General features: G+C 69.6%; 11 protein-coding genes. 3 read left to right on the top strand and 8 right to left on the bottom strand.

The genetic code is table 11. The annotated features are described in order from the left end of the window. Positions 1 to 126: 126 nt before the first annotated feature. Together H504_RS0128685 and H504_RS0128690 are read right to left on the bottom strand one after the other, a co-directional pair. A complete protein-coding gene (locus H504_RS0128685) occupies positions 127 to 1,059 on the bottom strand; it encodes an SDR family NAD(P)-dependent oxidoreductase (RefSeq protein WP_026425607.1) in 933 nt (310 codons plus the stop codon). Between the two features lie 666 nt (positions 1,060 to 1,725). Further along, positions 1,726 to 2,445: a class I SAM-dependent DNA methyltransferase gene (locus H504_RS0128690; protein WP_026425608.1), complete on the bottom strand. Its 720-nt coding sequence runs from the start codon at positions 2,443 to 2,445 to the stop codon at positions 1,726 to 1,728. A gap of 111 nt (positions 2,446 to 2,556) precedes the next feature. Here H504_RS0128690 and H504_RS43725 point away from each other — a divergent pair, with 111 nt between their 5' ends. Beyond that, positions 2,557 to 2,685 carry a hypothetical protein gene (locus H504_RS43725; protein ID WP_281173675.1) on the top strand — a complete coding sequence of 43 codons (129 nt, stop codon included), beginning with the start codon at positions 2,557 to 2,559 and terminating at the stop codon, positions 2,683 to 2,685. On the opposite strand, the gene H504_RS44130 is transcribed toward H504_RS43725, so the two are convergent. Together H504_RS44130 and H504_RS37495 are read right to left on the bottom strand one after the other, a co-directional pair. Beyond that, entirely contained in the window at positions 2,656 to 2,910 is a 255-nt protein-coding gene (locus H504_RS44130; RefSeq protein WP_084468336.1) for a DUF397 domain-containing protein, read from the bottom strand. The two genes, H504_RS43725 and H504_RS44130, sit on opposite strands and share 30 nt — an antisense overlap. A 189-nt stretch (positions 2,911 to 3,099) precedes the next feature. Continuing rightward, positions 3,100 to 3,951 carry a helix-turn-helix domain-containing protein gene (locus tag H504_RS37495; protein WP_157440691.1) on the bottom strand — a complete coding sequence of 284 codons (852 nt, stop codon included), beginning with the start codon at positions 3,949 to 3,951 and terminating at the stop codon, positions 3,100 to 3,102. Between the two features lie 178 nt (positions 3,952 to 4,129). On the opposite strand from H504_RS37495, the gene H504_RS39100 reads away from it, so the two are divergent. Beyond that, the gene (locus tag H504_RS39100; RefSeq protein ID WP_157440692.1) at positions 4,130 to 5,794 is read left to right on the top strand and encodes a hypothetical protein; all 1,665 of its coding nucleotides are present in this window, start codon (positions 4,130 to 4,132) and stop codon (positions 5,792 to 5,794) included. Positions 5,795 to 5,814: 20 nt separating this feature from the next. Here the strand turns inward: H504_RS39100 and H504_RS37505 are convergent, their stop codons facing one another. Beyond that, positions 5,815 to 7,956 (bottom strand): tetratricopeptide repeat protein, encoded by a 2,142-nt coding sequence (locus H504_RS37505; protein WP_051386355.1) that lies wholly within the window; start codon positions 7,954 to 7,956, stop codon positions 5,815 to 5,817. Between the two features lie 835 nt (positions 7,957 to 8,791). Here H504_RS37505 and gad point away from each other — a divergent pair. Next, the gene (gene gad / locus H504_RS0128720) at positions 8,792 to 10,204 is read left to right on the top strand and encodes a glutamate decarboxylase (RefSeq protein WP_026425609.1); all 1,413 of its coding nucleotides are present in this window, start codon (positions 8,792 to 8,794) and stop codon (positions 10,202 to 10,204) included. A 210-nt stretch (positions 10,205 to 10,414) separates the two neighbouring features. On the opposite strand, the gene trpS is transcribed toward gad, so the two are convergent. The 3 genes from trpS to H504_RS37510 form a co-directional block, all read right to left on the bottom strand. Continuing rightward, positions 10,415 to 11,497: a tryptophan--tRNA ligase gene (gene trpS, locus H504_RS0128725; RefSeq protein WP_026425610.1), complete on the bottom strand. Its 1,083-nt coding sequence runs from the start codon at positions 11,495 to 11,497 to the stop codon at positions 10,415 to 10,417. 106 nt (positions 11,498 to 11,603) lie between these two features. Continuing rightward, positions 11,604 to 11,936 (bottom strand): hypothetical protein, encoded by a 333-nt coding sequence (locus H504_RS0128730; protein WP_026425611.1) that lies wholly within the window; start codon positions 11,934 to 11,936, stop codon positions 11,604 to 11,606. Between the two features lie 61 nt (positions 11,937 to 11,997). After that, positions 11,998 to 18,543, bottom strand: coding sequence for an RHS repeat-associated core domain-containing protein (locus H504_RS37510; RefSeq protein WP_245614492.1), 6,546 nt, complete (start codon positions 18,541 to 18,543; stop codon positions 11,998 to 12,000). Between the last annotated feature and the right edge of the window lie 428 nt (positions 18,544 to 18,971).

Here is an 18,971-nt window from a genome sequence, read left to right on the forward strand (position 1 = left end):
GGCCGTACGGGAACTGGTGGCTCGGCCCAGGACAGGGTCGAGCCACCAGGTACGCGCGAGGGTGTTGAAGCCAGGCTCAGACGGTGGTTGTTGGCCGGCCACGGGGTTGGCTGGGCGACTGCCGCGTTAGAAGGCGTTGGTGCCGGTGAGGTTGGCGGACAGGGTCCAGAGGCGGGCGGCTTGAGTGGGGTCGGTGGCGTAGTCGTGGACGTCGGTGGGGTTGGCGATGTCGCAGTCGAGGCAGTAGACGCCGCCGTGGGTGGATAGGTGGGGGGTGGTGGCGGCCCACACCTGGGTGGCGGCGCCTTGTTGGGGGGATTTGAAGGTGAGGTTGGCGGGGGTGCCGTCGGGGTGGATCCAGCCTGCTTCGACCATTTCGGCCTGGGTCAGGTGGCGCTGGAGCGGGGTGAGGATGGGGCCGGGGTGGACGGCGAAGGCCCGGACACCGGCGGGCGCGGCGAGTGCGTCCAGGTGGACGGCGAAGAGGATGTTGGCGGTTTTGGCCTGGCCGTAGGCCTGCCACTTGTCGTACCCGGTGGTGAAGTGGATGTCGTCCCAGCGGATGGGGGAGCGGCGGTGGCCTGCGGAGGAGACGCTGATGACGCGGGCACCGCCGTCGGCGAGCAGTGGCCAGAGGCGGTTGGCCAGGGCGAAGTGTCCCAGGTGGTTGGTGGCGAACTGGGCTTCCCAGCCGGGGCCGACGCGGGTCTCGGGGCAGGCCATGATGCCCGCGTTGCCGATCAGGATGTCGATGGGGCGACCCGCGTCGAGCAGGCGGTCGGCGAAGGCGGCGACGGTGTCCAGGTCGGCCAGGTCCATGTGGTCGATCCGGACGCGGGGGAGGTCGGCGAGGGCGGTGGTGGCCTGGTCGGGCCTGCGCGCGGGGACGACCACCTCCGCGCCCGCGTCGACGAGGGCGCGGGTGGTTTCCAGGCCGAGCCCGGAGTAGCCGCCGGTGACGACGGCGAGTGAGCCGGTCAGGTCGATGCCCGCCAGCACCTCCTGGGCGGTGCTGTGCTCGTCGAACCCGGATCCGATCTTGTGCTGCGCGGTGCTCATGCCACCAGCCTAGGAACTGGAGCGCACTCCAGCGCAAGCCGGGACATCTGAATGCGGTCGACAACCCCATTCCGCGGGCGGCCGGGGAATTTACAGTTGATCATCCAGCAGTTCATGGGTCGCCAGTGCGAACCGGGAGTCGGGTATCCGGTGAATGGTATGGCGGCGCCGGTCACGGGAGCCGTTGGATTCGGTGCGGTCGAGATCTGAACGGCCAACAATGCGACGGCGGAGGCTCGGCGCGCGGCGCCAGTCGCCCGGAAGGTAGGGCGGACCAGTGGGCGACTGTGTGCTCGTTCCGTCGGTGGTCAGGTGGAAGCGCCAGCCATGTGCTCCAGGGCCTCGATCCGGAATGTTGGCCAGGTCTCGGCCTGCCCACGATGTCCCTGGCCGCGTTGCCGAAGCGACCAAGTACATCCAGTACGAGGCCGTTCCGGCGCCTTGCCAGGAACGCCGTGGACAGGCCGACACCCGGCTAACATTTCGGGTCGAACCACTAGGAACTGTGCTGCGGTCGATGCTGACAACCGCGTACCAGGTCGGTGACTGCGGCGGTGGTCTGCGCCAAGCGGGACCGCGATCCGGTGGTCGGCGTGCCCCGGGACCGCGGCCCCACTGTGCAGGCAGGCGAATTGGCTGGGATTCGCCATCCGCTCTGGAAAGCCGTCACAGCCGATACACCGAGACGTGCGATGCCGATTCGGCGGCGAATGGTGTTCCGGTCCAGTCGGCGTGGCGGGATTCCAGGGTGAAACCGGCCAGGCGGGCCATCAGGTCCATCTCGGCGGGCCAGATGTAGCGGTGCCTGCTCCGGTCGACCCGGCCTTCGCGGAAGTGGTGCGAGACCAGGTGTTGGGTGAGCACGTCGTAGGTGTCGATCCCGGTGTACTCCGGATCGTGTTGCCACACAACGGAGTCCTGGCCCGGTGGGAGTTTCCGCAGGTCCGGCACCCCCAGTTCGAGGACGAACCGGCCACCCGGGGTCAGGTGCCGCGCGGCGTTGCGGAAGCACTCGACCTGCTCGTCCTGCGTCTGCAGGTTCGAGATCGTGTTGAAAACCAGGTACACCAGGCTGAACTCGCCCGGCACCCGCGTGGTCGCCATGTCCCCCCGGACCACTGGCAGCCTGGCCTCGTCCACCTTCGTCCGCAACTGCCTGATCATCGGCCCGGACAGCTCGATCCCGGTGACGCAGACCCCTCGTCGCTCCGCCAACGCGATCCCCACCCGCCCGGTCCCGATCGCGAACTCCAGCGCCCGACCACCGGCCGCCAGCTCCGCCAACCGCTCGACCGTCGGCCCCAGCACCTCCGGCGCGAACATGCCCGCGTCGGAGGTGTCGTAGCGCTGAGCGGCATCCTCGTTCCAGATGTCCTCTTGTCGCATGCCCGCCACCATCCCGAGGGCGGCCCGGTCCTGTCCACCGGATTTCCGTCCGGCGGGTCTTCGGTGGGCGACCTAGCCTGATAACCACCACCGACGGACGGGAGTCGTGCCATGCCCCGGACCCACCGCAGGCGCACCACGGCGGTTCGGTCGTACTTCCGCTACCACCACGGCCCTTTCTCCCTCATCGCCATGGGGATCGGCGCGGTGCTACTGATCCTGGTCCTGGCCAATCTCTGAACTTTGTTGAGAACCGGTGACAGCACCGAGAAAGATTCGCCACGAGTGGTACGGGAAACGGATCGAACCACCTGGCCGATTGTATGACGTGCGGACCCGGACACCCTTCTGTTCCCGCGCCAATTCCACGCAGTTGGTGTCGCCCTCGTTGCTGGCTGAGCTTTTGGCCCATCGCCTGCCGTATCCGTCGACCTCGACGACAGTCGGGCTGTGGTTGGCCGTCATCGTGGACTCCCTTCATGACAGGGGAGTCGCGGCCGGGCACAGCGGTGCCGCCAACCGCCCCCCGACCGAATCACTGAAGGGAAGATTAGGTCCCCGGTGCGCACCTCAGCTAGGTCCGAGCGAGCTAACCACGATCGCTCGGTGGACAGAAGTACGACAACCGGGGGACAACTTCGGTCGGTGGTCGAGCTAGATCAGCGTTCCCCAGCCTTCCCAGTCGGTCAGCGGCACCGACATGTGCTCGAGTTGGGCGAACGCCTCGATGTACTCGTTAATGCGATTGGCGTCGCGTCGGATCAGCGTTTCCCGAATGGGGTTCTGGATGACGATCGTGGAATCCACCTGGTCGTCGTCGTAACCCACTGGCGTGTCGTAGATGGCGAACGAGCCCTGCATGGCCTGGTGGGTGCCGTGGGTGAACGGGATCACCGACATGGAGATGTTCGGTCGCTCGTTCATCTTGAGCAGGTGCTGGTACTGGGCCGCCATGATGTCGGGATCGGCAAGTCGCCGGTGCAGGACGGCTTCGTCGAACACGTACACGAACTCCTTGTTCGGGTCATCCAGAATCCGCTGGCGCCCCACCCGGATCTGCACCCATTCGTCGATCTCCGACTCCTCGGTGGTGTACTTCGAAATCACCCGCCGGGCGGCGTCGGCGGTCTGCAGCAGCCCTGGAATGACCTGACCCTGGAACTGGCGCAGCATGGTGGTCGCCTCTTCCAGTTCCATGATCTGCACCAGGGTGGGCGAGACGGTCTTGTTGATCTTGTCCCACCACCGGCCCTCGGTGCGCTTGCGGGCGAGTTCGAGCAACTCCTCGACGTACGCCTTGTCGCTGACCTCGTAGTGGTGCAGCAACGCACGCAGGTCCGTGATCGAGACGCCGACCGCGCCCTGTTCGATTCGTACGATTTTGGAGAGTGACCACTCCAGGGCATCGGCCACCTGGCGTTGTGACTGCCCCATGCGCACCCGCGCGTGCCGCAGTTCCAGGCGGAGCTTGCGCTGCTGGGGTGCCACTCCCGGGATATCGGCCACCTCGGTACCTCCCAAAACCTGCTTGAACGTGCCACACTGCTACATGTCTGAGAGCTCTACAGCCTACCGGTAGCAGCACTTAGCCTGGTTGAAAAGAGTTATATCGCAGCCTGACCGATCGCTCAGCCCGGGGTGCCCTGCGGGGTGGAGCTGCGCGGATCGAGACGGGGGTGGGGAAATGTGTGCTTCGCGCGACGTCCGCGCCACCTGGGAGCGATCCCGGAACGTCTTGGTGGTGGTCCGGACGCTGACGGATCTCAGTCGAATGGGTGACGTGCTGCCCGCGCTCGACGCCGACGCGCGGCTTGGCCTGCACTGGGTCGTCAACGAGGGTTCGCAGTTCGCCGACCAGTTGCACCGTAGGCTCGGTGAACTCGAAGTGCGGCTGTTGACCTGGGAGGAGGCCTGCCGCAGGCGGTTTGACCTGATCGTGGCGGCGCATTCGGACGGGGCGCTGGGGGAGTTGGACGGCCCGGTCGCCACGATGGCGCACGGCACCGGCTACAACCGCAAAGTCCTGTGGCGCACGGGCGATCCGGACGCTCCGGTGGGGATCTCCACCAACGAGTTGCGTCGGGACGGTCGGTCGGTGGCTGCGGCGATCGGGTTGTCGTGTGAGCACCAGATGGAGCAACTGTTCCGCTCCGATCCGGAGTCCGTGCCGCTGGCGTTCCAAATGGGGGACCCCACCTGGGACCGGATGTTGGCCAATCAGGGCAACGCCGCCGCGTTCCGCCGGGAGTTGGGTATCGCGCCCGACCAGACGCTCGTCGGTGTCAGTTCCACGTGGGGTCCACATTCCGCGTTCGGACGGGATTCCCTGCTCGTGGAACGGATTCTCGCTTGCCTTCCCCGGGATGAGTACCGGGTCGTGCTCGTCCTCCATCCCAATATCTGGACGTACCACGGGGGCTACTCGGTGCGCGGGGTCCTCGGTGACGCCATCGAGTCCGGGCTTGTCACGGTCTTGCCCACCTCGGACTGGCCTGCCGTGCTCATCGCGGTGGACGTGTTCATCGGCGACCACGGCTCGGTCAGTGTCTACGCGGCGGCGCTCGGGCGGCCGTTCCTGCTGACCGGTGTCGGGGAGAACGAACTCGTCAAAGGGTCGACGACGCTTGAATTCGTCCGCCAGGCAACAAAACTCGACCACACGCTCGACTTGCGCACCCAACTCCAAGCGGCCGCGACGGATGCGAACGTGGTACGGGCGGCGCGTTTGGCGATGGACAACACCGGCAAGTCGCTCCAGTTGTTGCAGGCCAAGTTCTACGAACTCCTCGGGCTGGGCCTGCCCGTCCGGATTCCGCACCCCAGGCGATATCGGCCGCTGCGGCTGGAACGCGACGACATCGGTCTCACCGCCGCCCACTGTCGCACCACGCTCACCGTCCAAGACGACTGCGAGGTAACCGTTGTCGTTGAGCGGTTTCCGGCTGTGCTCGCCGATCGCCGCGCCGACCCGACTGATGAGGCGGAGTACGTCCTGGTGGTGGACGAGCGGGAGACCGCCCAGGTGCTCAAGGAGAACGCCGAGGTTCGACTGTGCACTGTGGACAAAACGGAGACCGTGGCGTGGGACTGGATCGACCGGGTGGTCAGGGAATCGCCGTGCTTTCTCGCGGCGAGCGTGTGCGGTCCGGACATCTTCCTCGGTACTCGGGCGGGAGGTCGGTGGTGCGCGCGAGCGGCGGCGGCGATCGAGCCGGGGGTGGTCGCCGCCGCCGTGTACCGGTTGCTCGTCGAAGAGGGGTGCGCGCTGACAACGCCGGCCATCCACCTCGGCGAACGGCGGGTGCCGGTTCGGGTCAGCCGCCCGGCGAGCCACCTGGCGGACCCTTGACGGGGCGGCTGATCACCCGGTCATTCCGGGACGCCGGTCAGCCCGCGCAGGCGTCGGCGGAACTCGGCCGATTCGGGGGAGTCCGGTCCGACGATGGTGACCAGCCTGCGCAGCGCCTCGGCTTCCTTCACCGGTTGGCCGCGCTCGCGGGTGGTGGTGACCGCGCGCTCCAGGGCGGAGCGGGCGCGGTCGGGTTCGTCGAGTTGTTGGTAGGCGGCGCCGAGGATGATGTCGACCCGGGCCGTGGTCAGGTCGTCGCCGATGCCCTTGGCGAGGGTGGCGGCACGGTCGAGCAGGGTGATCGCGCGGTGCGGGTCGTGCGCGCGGACCAGGACGTCGGCCAGGTGGTAGAGCTGCAGGGCGACACCGCGGTCGTCGGCGACCTCTTCGTTGATGCGCAAGGACCGCTCGAATTCCACAATAGACTCTTGCCACTGCTCGCGGTCGCGGTGCAGCACACCGAGGGACTCGCGGACGACCGCGACCGCGCGCGGCTCGGCCGATCGGTGCGCCGCGGCCAGCGCCAGGTCCAATTGCTCGGCGGCCTGGTCGAACTGGCCCAGTTCCACGTGGGCGCGGGCGAGTTGGTTGCGCGTCCGGGTCTCGGCGACGTCGTCGCCGAGACGAACCGCGGCCCGCACGCCCATGACGTGCGCCTCGACCCAGTCGGCGTGGTGCTTGCGGTCGTGCCAGAACGGCCACAGGGCCTCGCAGAACGCCAGCACGACCCGGGCGTCGCCGCGGCGGTCGGCGGTGCGGACGCTTTCCAGCAGGTTCTGCCGTTCGAGTTCCCACCAGTCGACCGCCGTCGCGGCGGTGGTGAACTCGGGGCCGGTCCAGTCGGTGGTGACGAGTTCGGTGGAGCGCCAGCGGGCCGCGCCGACCACGGCCGTGTCGGCCGCCCGCGCGCCGGCCAGGTACCAGGCGGTGATCCGGTCCAGAATGGACTCCCGCTCGTCGGCGGGCTCGTCGTGGTCGGCCAGCGCCTGGGCGTGCAGCCGGACCAGGTCGTGGAACCGGAACCGCTCCGCCCGCAGCCCGTCGACCGGGGTGGTCTCGTCGACCGGGGTGGCCTCGACCAGGTTGGCCTCGAACAGGTGCTCCAGCGCGTCGGCCGTGTCCGGCACGGACAGCCCGGACACGGTGGCGGCGGCCGCCACGCTGAACTCCGGGCCGGGGTGCAGGCCGAGCCTGCGGTAGAGGGTCTGGAACCGGGGTTGCAGGTTCGCCACGGTGGCGTCGAAAACGGTGCGCACGGCATGACCTCCTACGGCCAACCTGCCGAGTCGGTGTTTGCGGTCGGACAGGTAGTCGCGCAGTCGCTGCGCGGTCCAGCGGGGTGCCTCGGCGAGTCGGGCGGCGGCGATGCGCAGGGCGAGCGGCAGGCCACCGCACAGGTCGATCAGGGCGGCGACGTCCTCGCGCGGCAGCGCGGCGCGGACCTGGTCGGGCAGGTCGTCGACGAGCATGTGGTAGCTCTCGTCGGCGTCGAGCGGGCGCAGCGCCAGCGTGCTCGCCCCGTCGACCACCAGGCCGCTGAGCTTGTGCTGACTGGTCACCAGCACGACGCTGCCCGCCGCGCCGGGGACGAACGGGCGCACCTGGGCGGCTTGGTCGGCGTTGTCGAGGACCACCAGCACCGGCGCGTCGGCGGTGCGCGAGCGGAACAACGCGGCCCGGCTGGCCAGGTCGGTCGGGATGAACTGCTCGTGCACGCCGAGCGCCCGCAGGAACCCGCCCAGCACGTCGGCGGTGGCCACCCCGCCGCGGCGGCGGTACGCGGACAGGTCGGCGAACAGTTGGCCGCCCGCGAACCGCGACCGGTTCAGCCACGCCCACTGCGTGCTGACCGTCGTCTTGCCAACACCGCTCATCCCGCTCACCACGAGCACCCGTGGCCGTTGCGCGCACGTGGGCGTGCCCGCCAACTCGTCCAGGTCGCTCAGTTCCCGGTCCCGGGCCAGCAGGTCGCGGATCGGTGCCGGGATCTGCCGCGGCACCGGGATCGGCATCCCGGCGGCGACGTGCAGGGTGAGCGACTCGATCCGCTCGGCCTGCACCAGGGTGCCCTGCACGGTCGGCGCGGCCGTGGTGACCGAGCGCCCGACGGCACGGCTGGAGCGGCGGTCCTCGCCCGGTGGTCCGAGCGGCTCGATGCTCATCTTTGATCCCCCGGACGGGTTCGGGTTCCTCCGGTGGAGAAACCGGTCTTGTCGTTCGATCTCTCGAAAGCCCAGACTACCGGCGGGTTTATTCGGGTCGTCCGGATCGGCTGACCACGTACTCGAAAGGGTACGCCCCTCGCGCGTTCACCACGATAGCCCGGCCGGGCCGAGGCGTGAATCTGCTGCCCGGGTGGTGCGCCCCGACTGTCCATGGACAAATGGTTGACCTCGGCGGGCGCGTCCGATCGGGCGGCCACTGCGCCAGTCCGGTATTGATCGATCCGGTCACGGTTGGTGACACCACTCGGTGTGACCAGCGGCTGTATCGGTTGAGCCACGCCGCCATCGGGGTGCCCGCCGCGGTCGGTCGGGGCAATCCGGGCGATCGGCAACGCGCATTCCCGGGGTCGGATTTCGGCGGTCCGCCGCGATTTCCCGGTTGGATTGCACTGTCCGGTGTGAGGTTGTTTTTCGTGTGACTGGTGGATATTCGCGGCCCACGTCGTCGAGTGGTGGCGGATGGCGGTGACCAGCGGACCGGCGGGATCACCGATGTCCGCTGGATGACGGTCGCCCATTCCGAAAGCCCGCCTGCCGCCGATTCGGCCGGAGGTGGAACGTCTACGTGCGTATAGCTGGCCCCCGGTCCGCCAGGGTGGTGCCCACGCCGAGTGCGCGCACTGCTCGGTGAGCAGACCTCCTGTGATCCGTGGACCGGATGTGTGCCGTCGTTCCCGGGCACGCTCCGTGATTCCGGCCCTGGGGCGGGCGGCGTCCCGGGCGGTGCGCGAGGATGCCGGTGGTCGGTGCCGGTCGAGTGGAAGGAAGCGTCGTGCCTCTCAACCACCCATCGCACGGTCGTGGGGGTCGCCGGGACGTGGCGGTCAACCCGTTGTTCACCCGGGAGCCGGTGCGGGTGCCGCGGGACCGGCTGCCGGACGACGGGCTGGACCCGGACACCGCCTACCAGGTGGTGCACGACGAGCTGATGTTGGACGGGAACTCGCGGCTGAACCTGGCCACGTTCGTGACCACCTGGATGGAGCCGCGGGCGCGCGAGCTGATGGCCGAGTGCGCCGACAAGAACATGATCGACAAGGACGAGTACCCGCGCACCGCCGAACTGGAGCAGCGCTGCGTGCGGATGCTCGCCGGGCTGTGGCACGCGGCGGACCCGGACCACGTCGTCGGCTGCTCGACGACCGGGTCGAGCGAGGCGTGCATGCTGGCCGGGCTCGCGCTCAAGCGGCGCTGGCAGCACCGGCGGCGGGCGGCCGGGCTGCCGGTCGACCGGCCGAACCTGGTCATGGGCGTGAACGTGCAGGTGTGCTGGGAGAAGTTCGCCAACTACTGGGACGTCGACGCCCGGCTGGTCCCGATGGACGGCGACCGGTTCCACCTCACCGGCGCCGAGGTCGCCCGGTACTGCGACGAGAACACCATCGGCGTCGTCGCCATCCTCGGCTCGACCTTCGACGGCAGCTACGAGCCGGTCGCCGAGATCAGCGCGGCACTGGACGAGGTCCAGCGCGAGCACGGCTGGGACATCCCGGTGCACGTCGACGGCGCGTCCGGGGCGATGATCGCGCCGTTCTGCGACCCCGACCTGGCCTGGGACTTCCGGCTGCCGCGGGTGGCGTCGATCAACACGTCCGGGCACAAGTACGGCCTGGTCTACCCCGGGGTCGGCTGGGTCGTCTGGCGCGACGTCGCGGCGTTGCCGGACGACCTGGTGTTCCGGGTCAACTACCTCGGCGGCGAGATGCCCACCTTCGCGTTGAACTTCTCCCGGCCGGGCGCCCAGGTCGTCGCCCAGTACTACAACTTCCTGCGCCTCGGCCACGACGGCTACCGGCGGGTCCAGCTCTACTGCCGCGAGGTCGCGACCAGCCTCGCCGCCCGCATCGCCGACCTGGGCGCGTTCCGGCTGATCACCGACGGCGGCGAACTGCCGGTGTTCGCCGTGACACTCGCCGACGGGGAAACCGGGTACTCCGTCTTCGACGTGTCGGCCGCGCTGCGCGAGCGGGGCTGGCTGGTGCCCGCGTACACGTTCCCGGCCAACCGGGAGGACCTGGCCGTGCTGCGGTTCGTGGTGCGCAACGGTTTCAGCCACGACCTCGCCGACCTGCTGATCGACGCGCTGAGCACGATCCTGCCCCGGCTGCGCGGCCAGGACAAACCCCAACACGGCCCCGAGTCCGCCGCCTTCTCCCACGGCGCGGACATCAACCGCCCCGGCTGAGTGGTGTCCGAAATGGACACACCGACGGGGCGGTGACCGACTGGACCGCCTCCCGCGTGGTGGACTGTCGTTGGACGGATCGTGCTGGAGGGGGTGCGGGGAGGTGGCTTGCCCCGCTGCCACTCGCGCCGAGTGCGCGGCCGCCGGGCTGCGGGGCCGTCGAGCGCACTCACCGGCTACCGGAAGCGGCTCCTGAAGAAACCCGCGATCCTAGTACGTCGTGTGCATCAGCCTGCGGACGTCGGTGAGGGTGTGGTGGGCGATGTCGCGGGCGCGGGCGTTGCCTGCCAGGAGGGTGTCGCGGAGGTGGGTGCGGTCGGCGATGAGGTCGGCGCGGCGGGTGCGGATGTCGCGGAAGTACTCGTTGACCGCCTCGGTGACCAGGCGTTTGAGGGCGCCGCTGCCGCCGTCGCCGATTTCGGCGGCCACGGCTTCCGGCTTGCGGCCCTGGCAGAGGGCGGCGAGCAGGACCAGGTTGGACACCTCGGGGCGGTTCGCCGGGTCGTAGGTGATGGTGCGGTCGGAGTCGGTCTTGGCGCGGGAGATCAGCTTGGCGGTCTCGTCGGCGGTGGCGCCGAGCGGGATGGAGTTGTTGCGGCTCTTGCTCATCTTGCCGCCGTCGGTGCCGAGCAGGATGGGGGCGTCGCTGAGCAGGGCGTCCGGCTCCGGGAAGTACGGCTTGTCCGGGCTGTACTTGCGGTTGAACCGGCGGGCCACCAGCCGGGTGACCTCCAGGTGCGGCAACTGGTCCTTGCCGACCGGCACCGCGGTGCCCTTGCAGAACAGGATGTCGGCGGCCTGGTGCACCGGGTAGGTGAACATCAACCCGGACATGGCCGACTGCCCGGACGCGGTCATCTCGTCCTTGACCGTCGGGTTGCGGCCGATCTCGGCGACGCTGAGCAGGCTCAGGAACGGCAGGAACAACTGGTTGAGCGCCTCCACCTGGGAGTGCGCGAAGATCGTCGCCCGGCTCGGGTCGATGCCGATCGCCAGGTAGTCCGCGACCAGCGAGTCGACGTCCTGGGGCAGCGAGTCCGGGCTGTCCCGGTCGGTGATCGTCTGGTAGTCGGCGACCAGCACGAACAGGTCGACGCCGAGGTCCTGCAGCCGGACCCGGTTCTGCAGCGTCCCGAAGTAGTGCCCCAGGTGCAGCGGCCCGGTCGGCCGGTCCCCGGTGAGCACCCGGTGCGCGCCGGGCTCGCGGTGCAGGGACTCCTCCAGGCGCGCGCTCCGCGCCTCCGCGTCGGCGTAAGAGGCGTCCGCGCCGCCGGTCGGCTCGCTGTCTGTCATGGCTGCAGAGTCTACGGGGACCGCGGTCGCGCCCCGCGCGAGGTGCGCACGGTCGGGAAACGCGACGAGGGTCCTGGGCGCACCCAGGACCCTCGTCGAACCGAACTCAGTCCGCCAGGTCGCCCTGGTGTTCCCGCCCGGTCGCGAAGTAGCGGTCCAGGTATTCCGGGGCGGGCAGCGCGCTGTCGCGCAGGAGGGAGAAGACCTCGGCGCCGGGGCCGAGTTCGGTGTCGCCGGTGGCGTAGGCCTGGGCGAGGCCGAGCCAGGTCACCCCGGTGTTCTCGGCGTACTCCCTGGCGTCGGTCTCCGCCTGGCCGATGGCGTCGGCCAGGTCGCGGGCCCGCCAGAGGGTGATCCGCTCCTCGAACGGGGTGCCGTCGGCCCCCGTCCACTGGAACACGCAGCGCACCGCGTACCACTCGTTCTCGTCGGCCGCCATCGGTCCGGTTTCTCCTGTCGGTTCAGCGCGAGTCGTGCTCGGACAAGGGTATTCACGCCGCTCAGAACAACGCGAACAAGCCCACCAGTCCGACGGCGAACTCGGCGACCGCCGAGACCACCGCCACGACGGCCACCACCGCGACGACCGCGACCACGACGACGGCCACCACTTCCAGGCCGGTCACCACGTCGTTGGCGAAGTTGTTCTTGTTGTTGTTGTCCCGCTTCTGGGCGTTGCGGTCACCCGCGTACTTCTGCGCCTGCTTGATCTTCTGCTGTGCGCTCTTGTACGCCTTCTTGTCGTACGGTTCCCCGGCGTTCTTGGCGTCGACCGCTGCCTGCTCGTCGTCGCTGAGCTCCGGACCGGACTGGTTGCCCGGTCGGTAGCCGCCGCCTCCCTTGCCCATGGCGTAGGTCTCGCACAGGCCAGTGGGGTCGGTGAAGGTGAGCGGGTTGTTCGACGCGTAGGTGTAAGCGGCGCCGGTAGCGTCCACCAGCGGGTCGACGGTGAGGAACTGCGTGGTCACCGGGTCGTAGTAGCGGGCCCGCAGGTAGCTGAACCCGGTCTCCGCGTCGGTGTAGCCGCCCGCGTACTGGATCGGGGTCTTCACCCCGGTGGAGGTCGCGGTCACCCTGCCGTTGGGGTCGTAGGCGTAGCTGCCCGCGACCGCGCCGGTCGAGTTGAGCAGCGCCCTCGTCGAGCCCTGCGCGTCGTGGAAGTACCACTGCGATCCCGTGCCGCTGATCTGCTCGACTGGCACCCCGCCCGGCCCGTAGACGTAGTCCGTGCTGCCGTCGCTGAGCAGGTTCGGAACGCCACTATCGTCCCAACTGAACGCGCTGGTGGTGCCCGCCGCGGACTTGGCGGTGCGCAGGCCCGAGCCGTCGTAGGCGTAGATCGCGGAGCCGCCCGGACCGGCGACCGAGGTCAGCCGGTCGGCCTGGTCGTAGCCGTAGGTGGTCTTCGCCGCGCCGGACGGGGTCATCGAGATCCGGTCGCCCTGGGCGTTGTACTGGTAGCTGGTCGACCCGGTGGGGGCGGCCGCACAGCCCGCCGTGCTGGTCGCACCGGGCAGGGCCCAGCAGATCTGCCCGGCGGCGTCGAACGCCTGACCGGACCCGGCCGTGGTGGTCGGGTTCGCCGCGGCGTCGTAGCCGTAGTTCGCCGTGGTCGACCCGGTCGTGGCCGACTTGAGCTGTTCGCGGGGGGTGTAGGTGTAGGTCTGCGCGCCGCCGGGGAGCCCGGTGGGCGTCATGGTCAGCTCTTGGCCCGCGTTGTCCCTGGTGTAGGTCATCGAGGCCAGGGTCGTGCTGCCCGCGGCGACCTTCAGCGCCGAGAGCCTGCCGGTCGGGTCGAAGGTGTTGGTGACGACGTCGCCGTTGGGGTAGGTCGTGGTGGTCAACTGGTTGGCCGGGTCGTAGCCGAAGCCGGTGGCCTTGCCGTTCCAGTCGGTCACCGAGGTGGGCCGGTCCGCGTTGTCGAACACCTGGGCCACCGACTTCGCGGTGCTGCCCGGGTAGCCGATCGACGTGCGGTTGCCGTTGTCGTCGTAGCCGTAGGTGATCACCGCGCCGGAGCCCTGCTGGTGCCGGGTGACCTCGCCGAACGCGTCGTAGGTCCAGGACGAGGTACCGGTGCCGTCGGCCATCGTGAGCCTGCGGCCGTCCTGGTCGTAGGTGTAGTGCACGGCGGGGGTCGTGCCGTCCGAGTAGGTCACGGAGGTCGGGTGGCCCGCCGGGTCGTTGCCGACTGTGGTCGTCCGGCCGCTCGCGTCGGTCGTGGTCACCAGCCGCCCGGCCGGGTCGAGGTGCGACCCGGAGGTGCGGTGGTCCGGATCGGTCCGGCTCGCCCGCCTGCCCTGCCCGTCGTAGCCGAAGGTGGTGCGGTTGCCCGCGCCGTCCACGGTGGCGGACGCGGTGCCGTCCGGGTTGTACTCGACCTTCTGGATGGTCCCGTCGGCCAGGGTCGACTGCGTGGCCCGGTCGTCGGCGTCGAACGCGGTCGTCGTGGTGCGGTTGTTGCCGTCGGTGGTGGAGGTCTGGTTGCCGTCGGCGTCGAACGCGGCCGAGGTCTGGTGGCCCAACGGGTCGGTCGTCGTGGTGACGTGGCCCCAGGCGTCGTAGCCGAAGGTGGTGCACCCGGTCGCGGGCGGGACGCAGGTCGCCGTGACGCCTGCCGCAGCGCCCTTCGCGTCCACTGTGGACTTGAGTCGGCCGGTGGCGGTGTCGTAGCCGTGCAGCGTGTGCCCGCCGATCCGGTCCGTTGTGGACACTACGTCGCCGAACCCGTCGTAGGTCGTCGTTGTCGTGGCGCCCCTCGGGTCGACGACGCGGCTGAGGTCGCCGGGGTGCGCGGCGTCGTCGTAGTAGGAGTTGATGGTGCGGGTCGGCGCCGGGCCGAAGTTCCCGGTGGACGACTCGACGACGTTGTTGGCCTTGGTCATCGTGCTCGACGTCGGGACCCGCTCACCGGCCGCGGCCGCCGGGATGTGCCCGGCCTGGTCGTACTGGTTGACCACGGCCACACCGGCCGGGTCGATCGACTCGACGAGGTTGCCCGCGTCGTCGTAGGCGTAGTTGGTGGTCAGGCCGAGCGGGTCCGACGCCGACGTGCGGTTGCCGTGGTCGTCGTAGGTGTAGGTCCAGAGACCGCCGTCCAGATCGGTCTGGCCGCTCACGCCGAGGGTGACCGGGTCGTAGGTGAAGCTCGACGTGCCCGCGTCCGGCGTGCCGTACCCCTTGGTCTCGGACACCAGCAGCCGGTTCTGGTACGTGTCCAGGGTTTTGTGGCCGGACGGGTCCGTCGTCAGTGTCTGCCCGGTGGACAGGCCGCCGTCGGGGCCGTAGCCGAACGTCGTCGCGCCGCCGTTGGGGTCGGTCTGCTGGGTGACCCGTTCGGCGGTGTCGTAGGTCATCGAGGTCACCGCGGTCGCGGGGCCGCCGAAGTTCTTCGGCGTGCGCATCGAGGCCATCAGGTGCTTGCCCGCGACGTAGGTGTACTTGGTGTGGTCGTCGTCGTTGACCACGGGTGTGCGCGTGGTGCCGACACCGAGGACGTCGGTCAGGTTGTCCTCGGCGTCGTAGCCGTAGGTCACCTGGCGGCCCGCGCCGTCCGCGAGCCCGGTGATGTGGGCGCCGGTCCAGGTCAGCGTGTACGCCCGCCCGCCGGGATCGGTGATCTTGGTCAGGTGACCAGACCCGTCGTAGGTCAGCGCCGTGCGGTACGGGGTGGACGCCTTGCTGCCCGCCAGGTCCGACTCGGCGGTCAGCCGCCCGGTGGCGACGTCGAAGGTGTAGCTGGTCGAGCCGCGTCGCGTGTAGACGTAAGTGGTGCCGGTCTTGACCAGGGTGGCGTCGAACCGCGGGATGGCGGGTGCGTAGACCCCGGAGCTGTTGGTGAACGCGACCTGCGAACCGTCCTCTTGGTGCACGGTGACGGCGCCGGTGCCCGCGTCGGTGGTCGCGCTGAGGTTGTAGGAGAAGTTCCAGCCCCACCCGAACGGACCGTTGACCGCCGAGGAGGCGTTGGGGCCGTTGGGGTCGGCGATGCTCTCGGCGTAGCTGCGGGTGAACTCCAGCGCCTTGCCGCGACCCGGCGTGGTCAGATCCGTGAAGGTGTCACCGAAGTACCCGGTGGACGTGTCGACCGGGTCGCCCGCGGTGCGGGTCCCGCAGGCGCAGTTGACCCACGCCGGGTTGGACCCCTTGGGCGCGTCCTGGATCCCCGGTGGCCCGCCGATCGGCTGGCCGGGGGTGCCGCCCTGCGGGACGAACGCGACGGCGTCGAAGGCGACGTCGAAGTCCGCGTAGCCGTAGCCGCCCTGGTTGGTGGAGCTGCCGTTGTTGTTCAGCGTGACGTTGCCGCCGTTCTGCATGGCGAACGTGCCGATGGTGACCCACTGCTCGGAGTTCCACGCCTGGTTGACCCGGATCCGCCACGGCGACACCCCGCCGCCGGGGTTGATGTTGTAGACCACGTTGGTCGCCTGCGCGCCGAGACCGGGCAGGTGCAGCTTGACCTTGTAGTACTGCAGCGACGGCAGGTTCGGCGTCCACACCCCGGTGTTGATCAGCGACGGGTTCGAGCCGTCCTCGGTGTGCGTGAACAGCACCCGACCGCCGAGACCGGTGCCGAGTTGGTGGGTGTCGACGGCGCCGATCGGGTCACCCGCGGCGTTGGTGCCGTAGGTGTAGGTGAACGTGCCGTTGCTGGTCCAGTTCGCCGCGCCGCAGCCCTGCAGGTTCAGCCGGTTCGGCTCGTCGTCGACGATGATCGACCCGCTGGGCACCTTGCTGGTGTCCTGGCTGCAGGTCGGCGGGTTGTCCGACGGGTTGGCCGGTTCGGTGCCGCCGGACACCGCGTAGGGGCTCGTCGCGCAGGTCGTCGCGCAGGACGGGATCCAGGTGACCGGGGCGTGCCACCAGCACTCGAAGTCGTTGAGCATGCAGTGGCTGGCGCCAGGGGTGGTCGGGTTCGTGGTGGTCGGGTCGCAGTGGTTGGCCGCGAGCGAGCACATGGCCGTGTACGGCGCGGGCTGCACCCAGGTCTGGCCGCCGTTGTAGGTCGGCTTCGCGTAGGCCTGGCTGCCGTAGCGCAGCAGCGGGCTCGCCGTCCACCCGAGCACGCGCTCCTGGTAGGGCCAGCTCGCCGGGTGCGCCGCGTCGGCGTAGGTGTCCTTCAGGTACGGGTCGCGGTTGGGCGGGTAGTCCAGGTTGCCGGGGTTGTTCGTCCAGCCGAGGCCCCAGGTGCCGTCCGGACCGGTGCAGGACGGACCGGGGGTGCAGCCGGTGCTGTTGCCGTTGGCCGCGTTCGGCTGGATGCCCGAGTTGTACGCCCAAGCCGCGAAGTACCAGTTCTCCAGGTACTTCGGGTCGCCGTTGTTGGCGATCACGCCCGCGCTGTAGAGCTGGTTCCAGGTGTTCTCCAGGATCTGCAGGCCCGCCGCGATGTTCTCCTGGTAGTCGACGGCGACCTTCCACTGGCCGTGCTCGGAGAGCGAGTGGTCGCCGATGTGCATGCCGTCGGTGACCTGGCCGATGCCGTAGCCGCAGTCGGACGCCGCGTAGTTGATGGAGACGATGTCGCCGCCCGCGCCGTAGTAGCTGGCGATCAACGGGTCGCCCGCGGTGCCCTTCGGCGCGTGCCAGGACGCCTGCGACCAGTTCGACTCCTGGGCCATGATGGCCTCGTAGATCGACCGCGGCACCGTGCTCGTCCCGCCCGCCGGGTGGCTCAGCGCGATCAGCGGGAAGTCGCTGTTCGGGGCGTAGGCGACCAGGCCGAGGTTGGCGAAGTTGGCCGGGCGGGTGTAGGCGCTGCCGGTGAGCAGCCCCTGCTCGGCCAGTTGCACCGCCCAGTTCACCTGCGCCGGGTTCGGCTGCATGACCTGCCGGTTCGCGGTCAGCGGCGGCACGGCGCACTTGGGGGTCTGCGCGGCGGTGAGGTTCGGTGCCGTGCCTGCCGCGGCGGCGTCGCCCTTGGGGCTCAACCGGTTCAGGTGCGGCGCCTGCTGGGCCTTGGGCGCCACCGAGTACGTCGGCACCTCGGTGTTCGCCTTCGCCGTGGTCGGTGGGATCACCGGGGTCCGCACGGTCGAGGTCTTGGTGGCCAGCACGACCGGGGCCGACTTCTGGCCGTCGGCGTCCGGGCCGAACAGCGCGTCACCGTCCAAAGAGGACGAATTGGCGCCGTGGGTGAGGTTCTTGGCGTAGACGGCGCTGACCCCCGCTGCCGCCAAGGCGTCGCCGGACGCCGGGGTGGCGTCGGCGAGGACGGCGTGTCCGCCACGGCCCTGGAACAACTGCACCCGGGACAGGTCGCCGCTGCCGAGCGTGCTCACGGCACCCGCGTGCTCGTGCGCGGCGGTCGCGATGCCGCTGCCCGGCTTGCTGTGCAGGAAGCTGACACCGCCGTCGGACGACGGACGCACCTGGTAGACGTCACCGGGCAGGGTCGCGATCGTGGTCGGGTTCCCCTTGCCGGGCAACGACATCAGCCGGTTGCCCGCGACACCGACGATCCCGGCACCGGTCGGCACGGCCGAGGTGACCTGCCCGGGAGCGGTGACCGACCCGGTGACCTTCCCGGTGGCGAGGTCGGCCGTCACCAGCCTGGTCGTGTTGTCGACCGCGGCGGTGAACACGGCGTCGTCGCCGGTGCCGCAGCCGGGGGAGTAGTACTTGAGGCCGACGCCACCCGCCAACGCGTGCACGGCTCCATCGGCCAGGTTCACCGAATAGGCGAACGCGCCGTGGTCCCGCGCGGCCTGAGTGTTCACCGCCGACGCGGGCAGAATCGCCAGGGCGGCGTACTTGCCGTCCCCGGAAAGGCACTGGTACCCGGTCCAGGACGAGTCGTCGAATCCCGCCGGGTGCAGCAGCGCGACTTCCCGCCAGGCGAAACCGGAACTCTCCCGACCCACCTCCACGTGGTAGCCGAGGGCGTCGCCCCAGCCGTCGACGGCCACATCCGCGGATTTCGCCGCGCCCGGCCCGAAATCACCCGGTGTGGGCGCGGTCGTCGGACTTGCCGGTGTTTGTGGCGCGGCATTGGCGGCCGACACCCCACCAACCGTGAGCGCGACCACGCCAACCGCGGCGGTCAAGAACCGGACGCCACGCCGCAAATCTCGCTGAACGGACTTTTTTCGCGCACGATCAAGTTTGCGCACTTCGGTGAACCTCCCCAGAACAGCCAACCGGCTGCAACCGGCGACGACCCGGCGATCCGGCGCCACCGAGAAAAACCTAACCCGCGCTCCCCGCTATCCCATCGTCCATTTGAGTGACATTTCCTCGAGGGCCGTTAAAACGCCATTCCGGCCGGTATAGCGGAATTAGCAAACCGTTCCCGATACGGCAACCGGAGACCGCCGAACCGCCGGTTTGATCATGTGAGTCGGACGATCGGGTCGCGGGCAACCGGGGTCCGGGCCACCTTGGCAGGCGCGGGTCGGGGCCGCGCCGGGCTACCACCGGCCCGGGGAACGCCTCGATGTACCGCTGGCCGTTGGCGAAACCCCGGCGCGCGTTC

This window comes from Actinokineospora inagensis DSM 44258 (genome assembly GCF_000482865.1).
In the GTDB taxonomy this organism is placed as follows: domain Bacteria; phylum Actinomycetota; class Actinomycetes; order Mycobacteriales; family Pseudonocardiaceae; genus Actinokineospora; species Actinokineospora inagensis.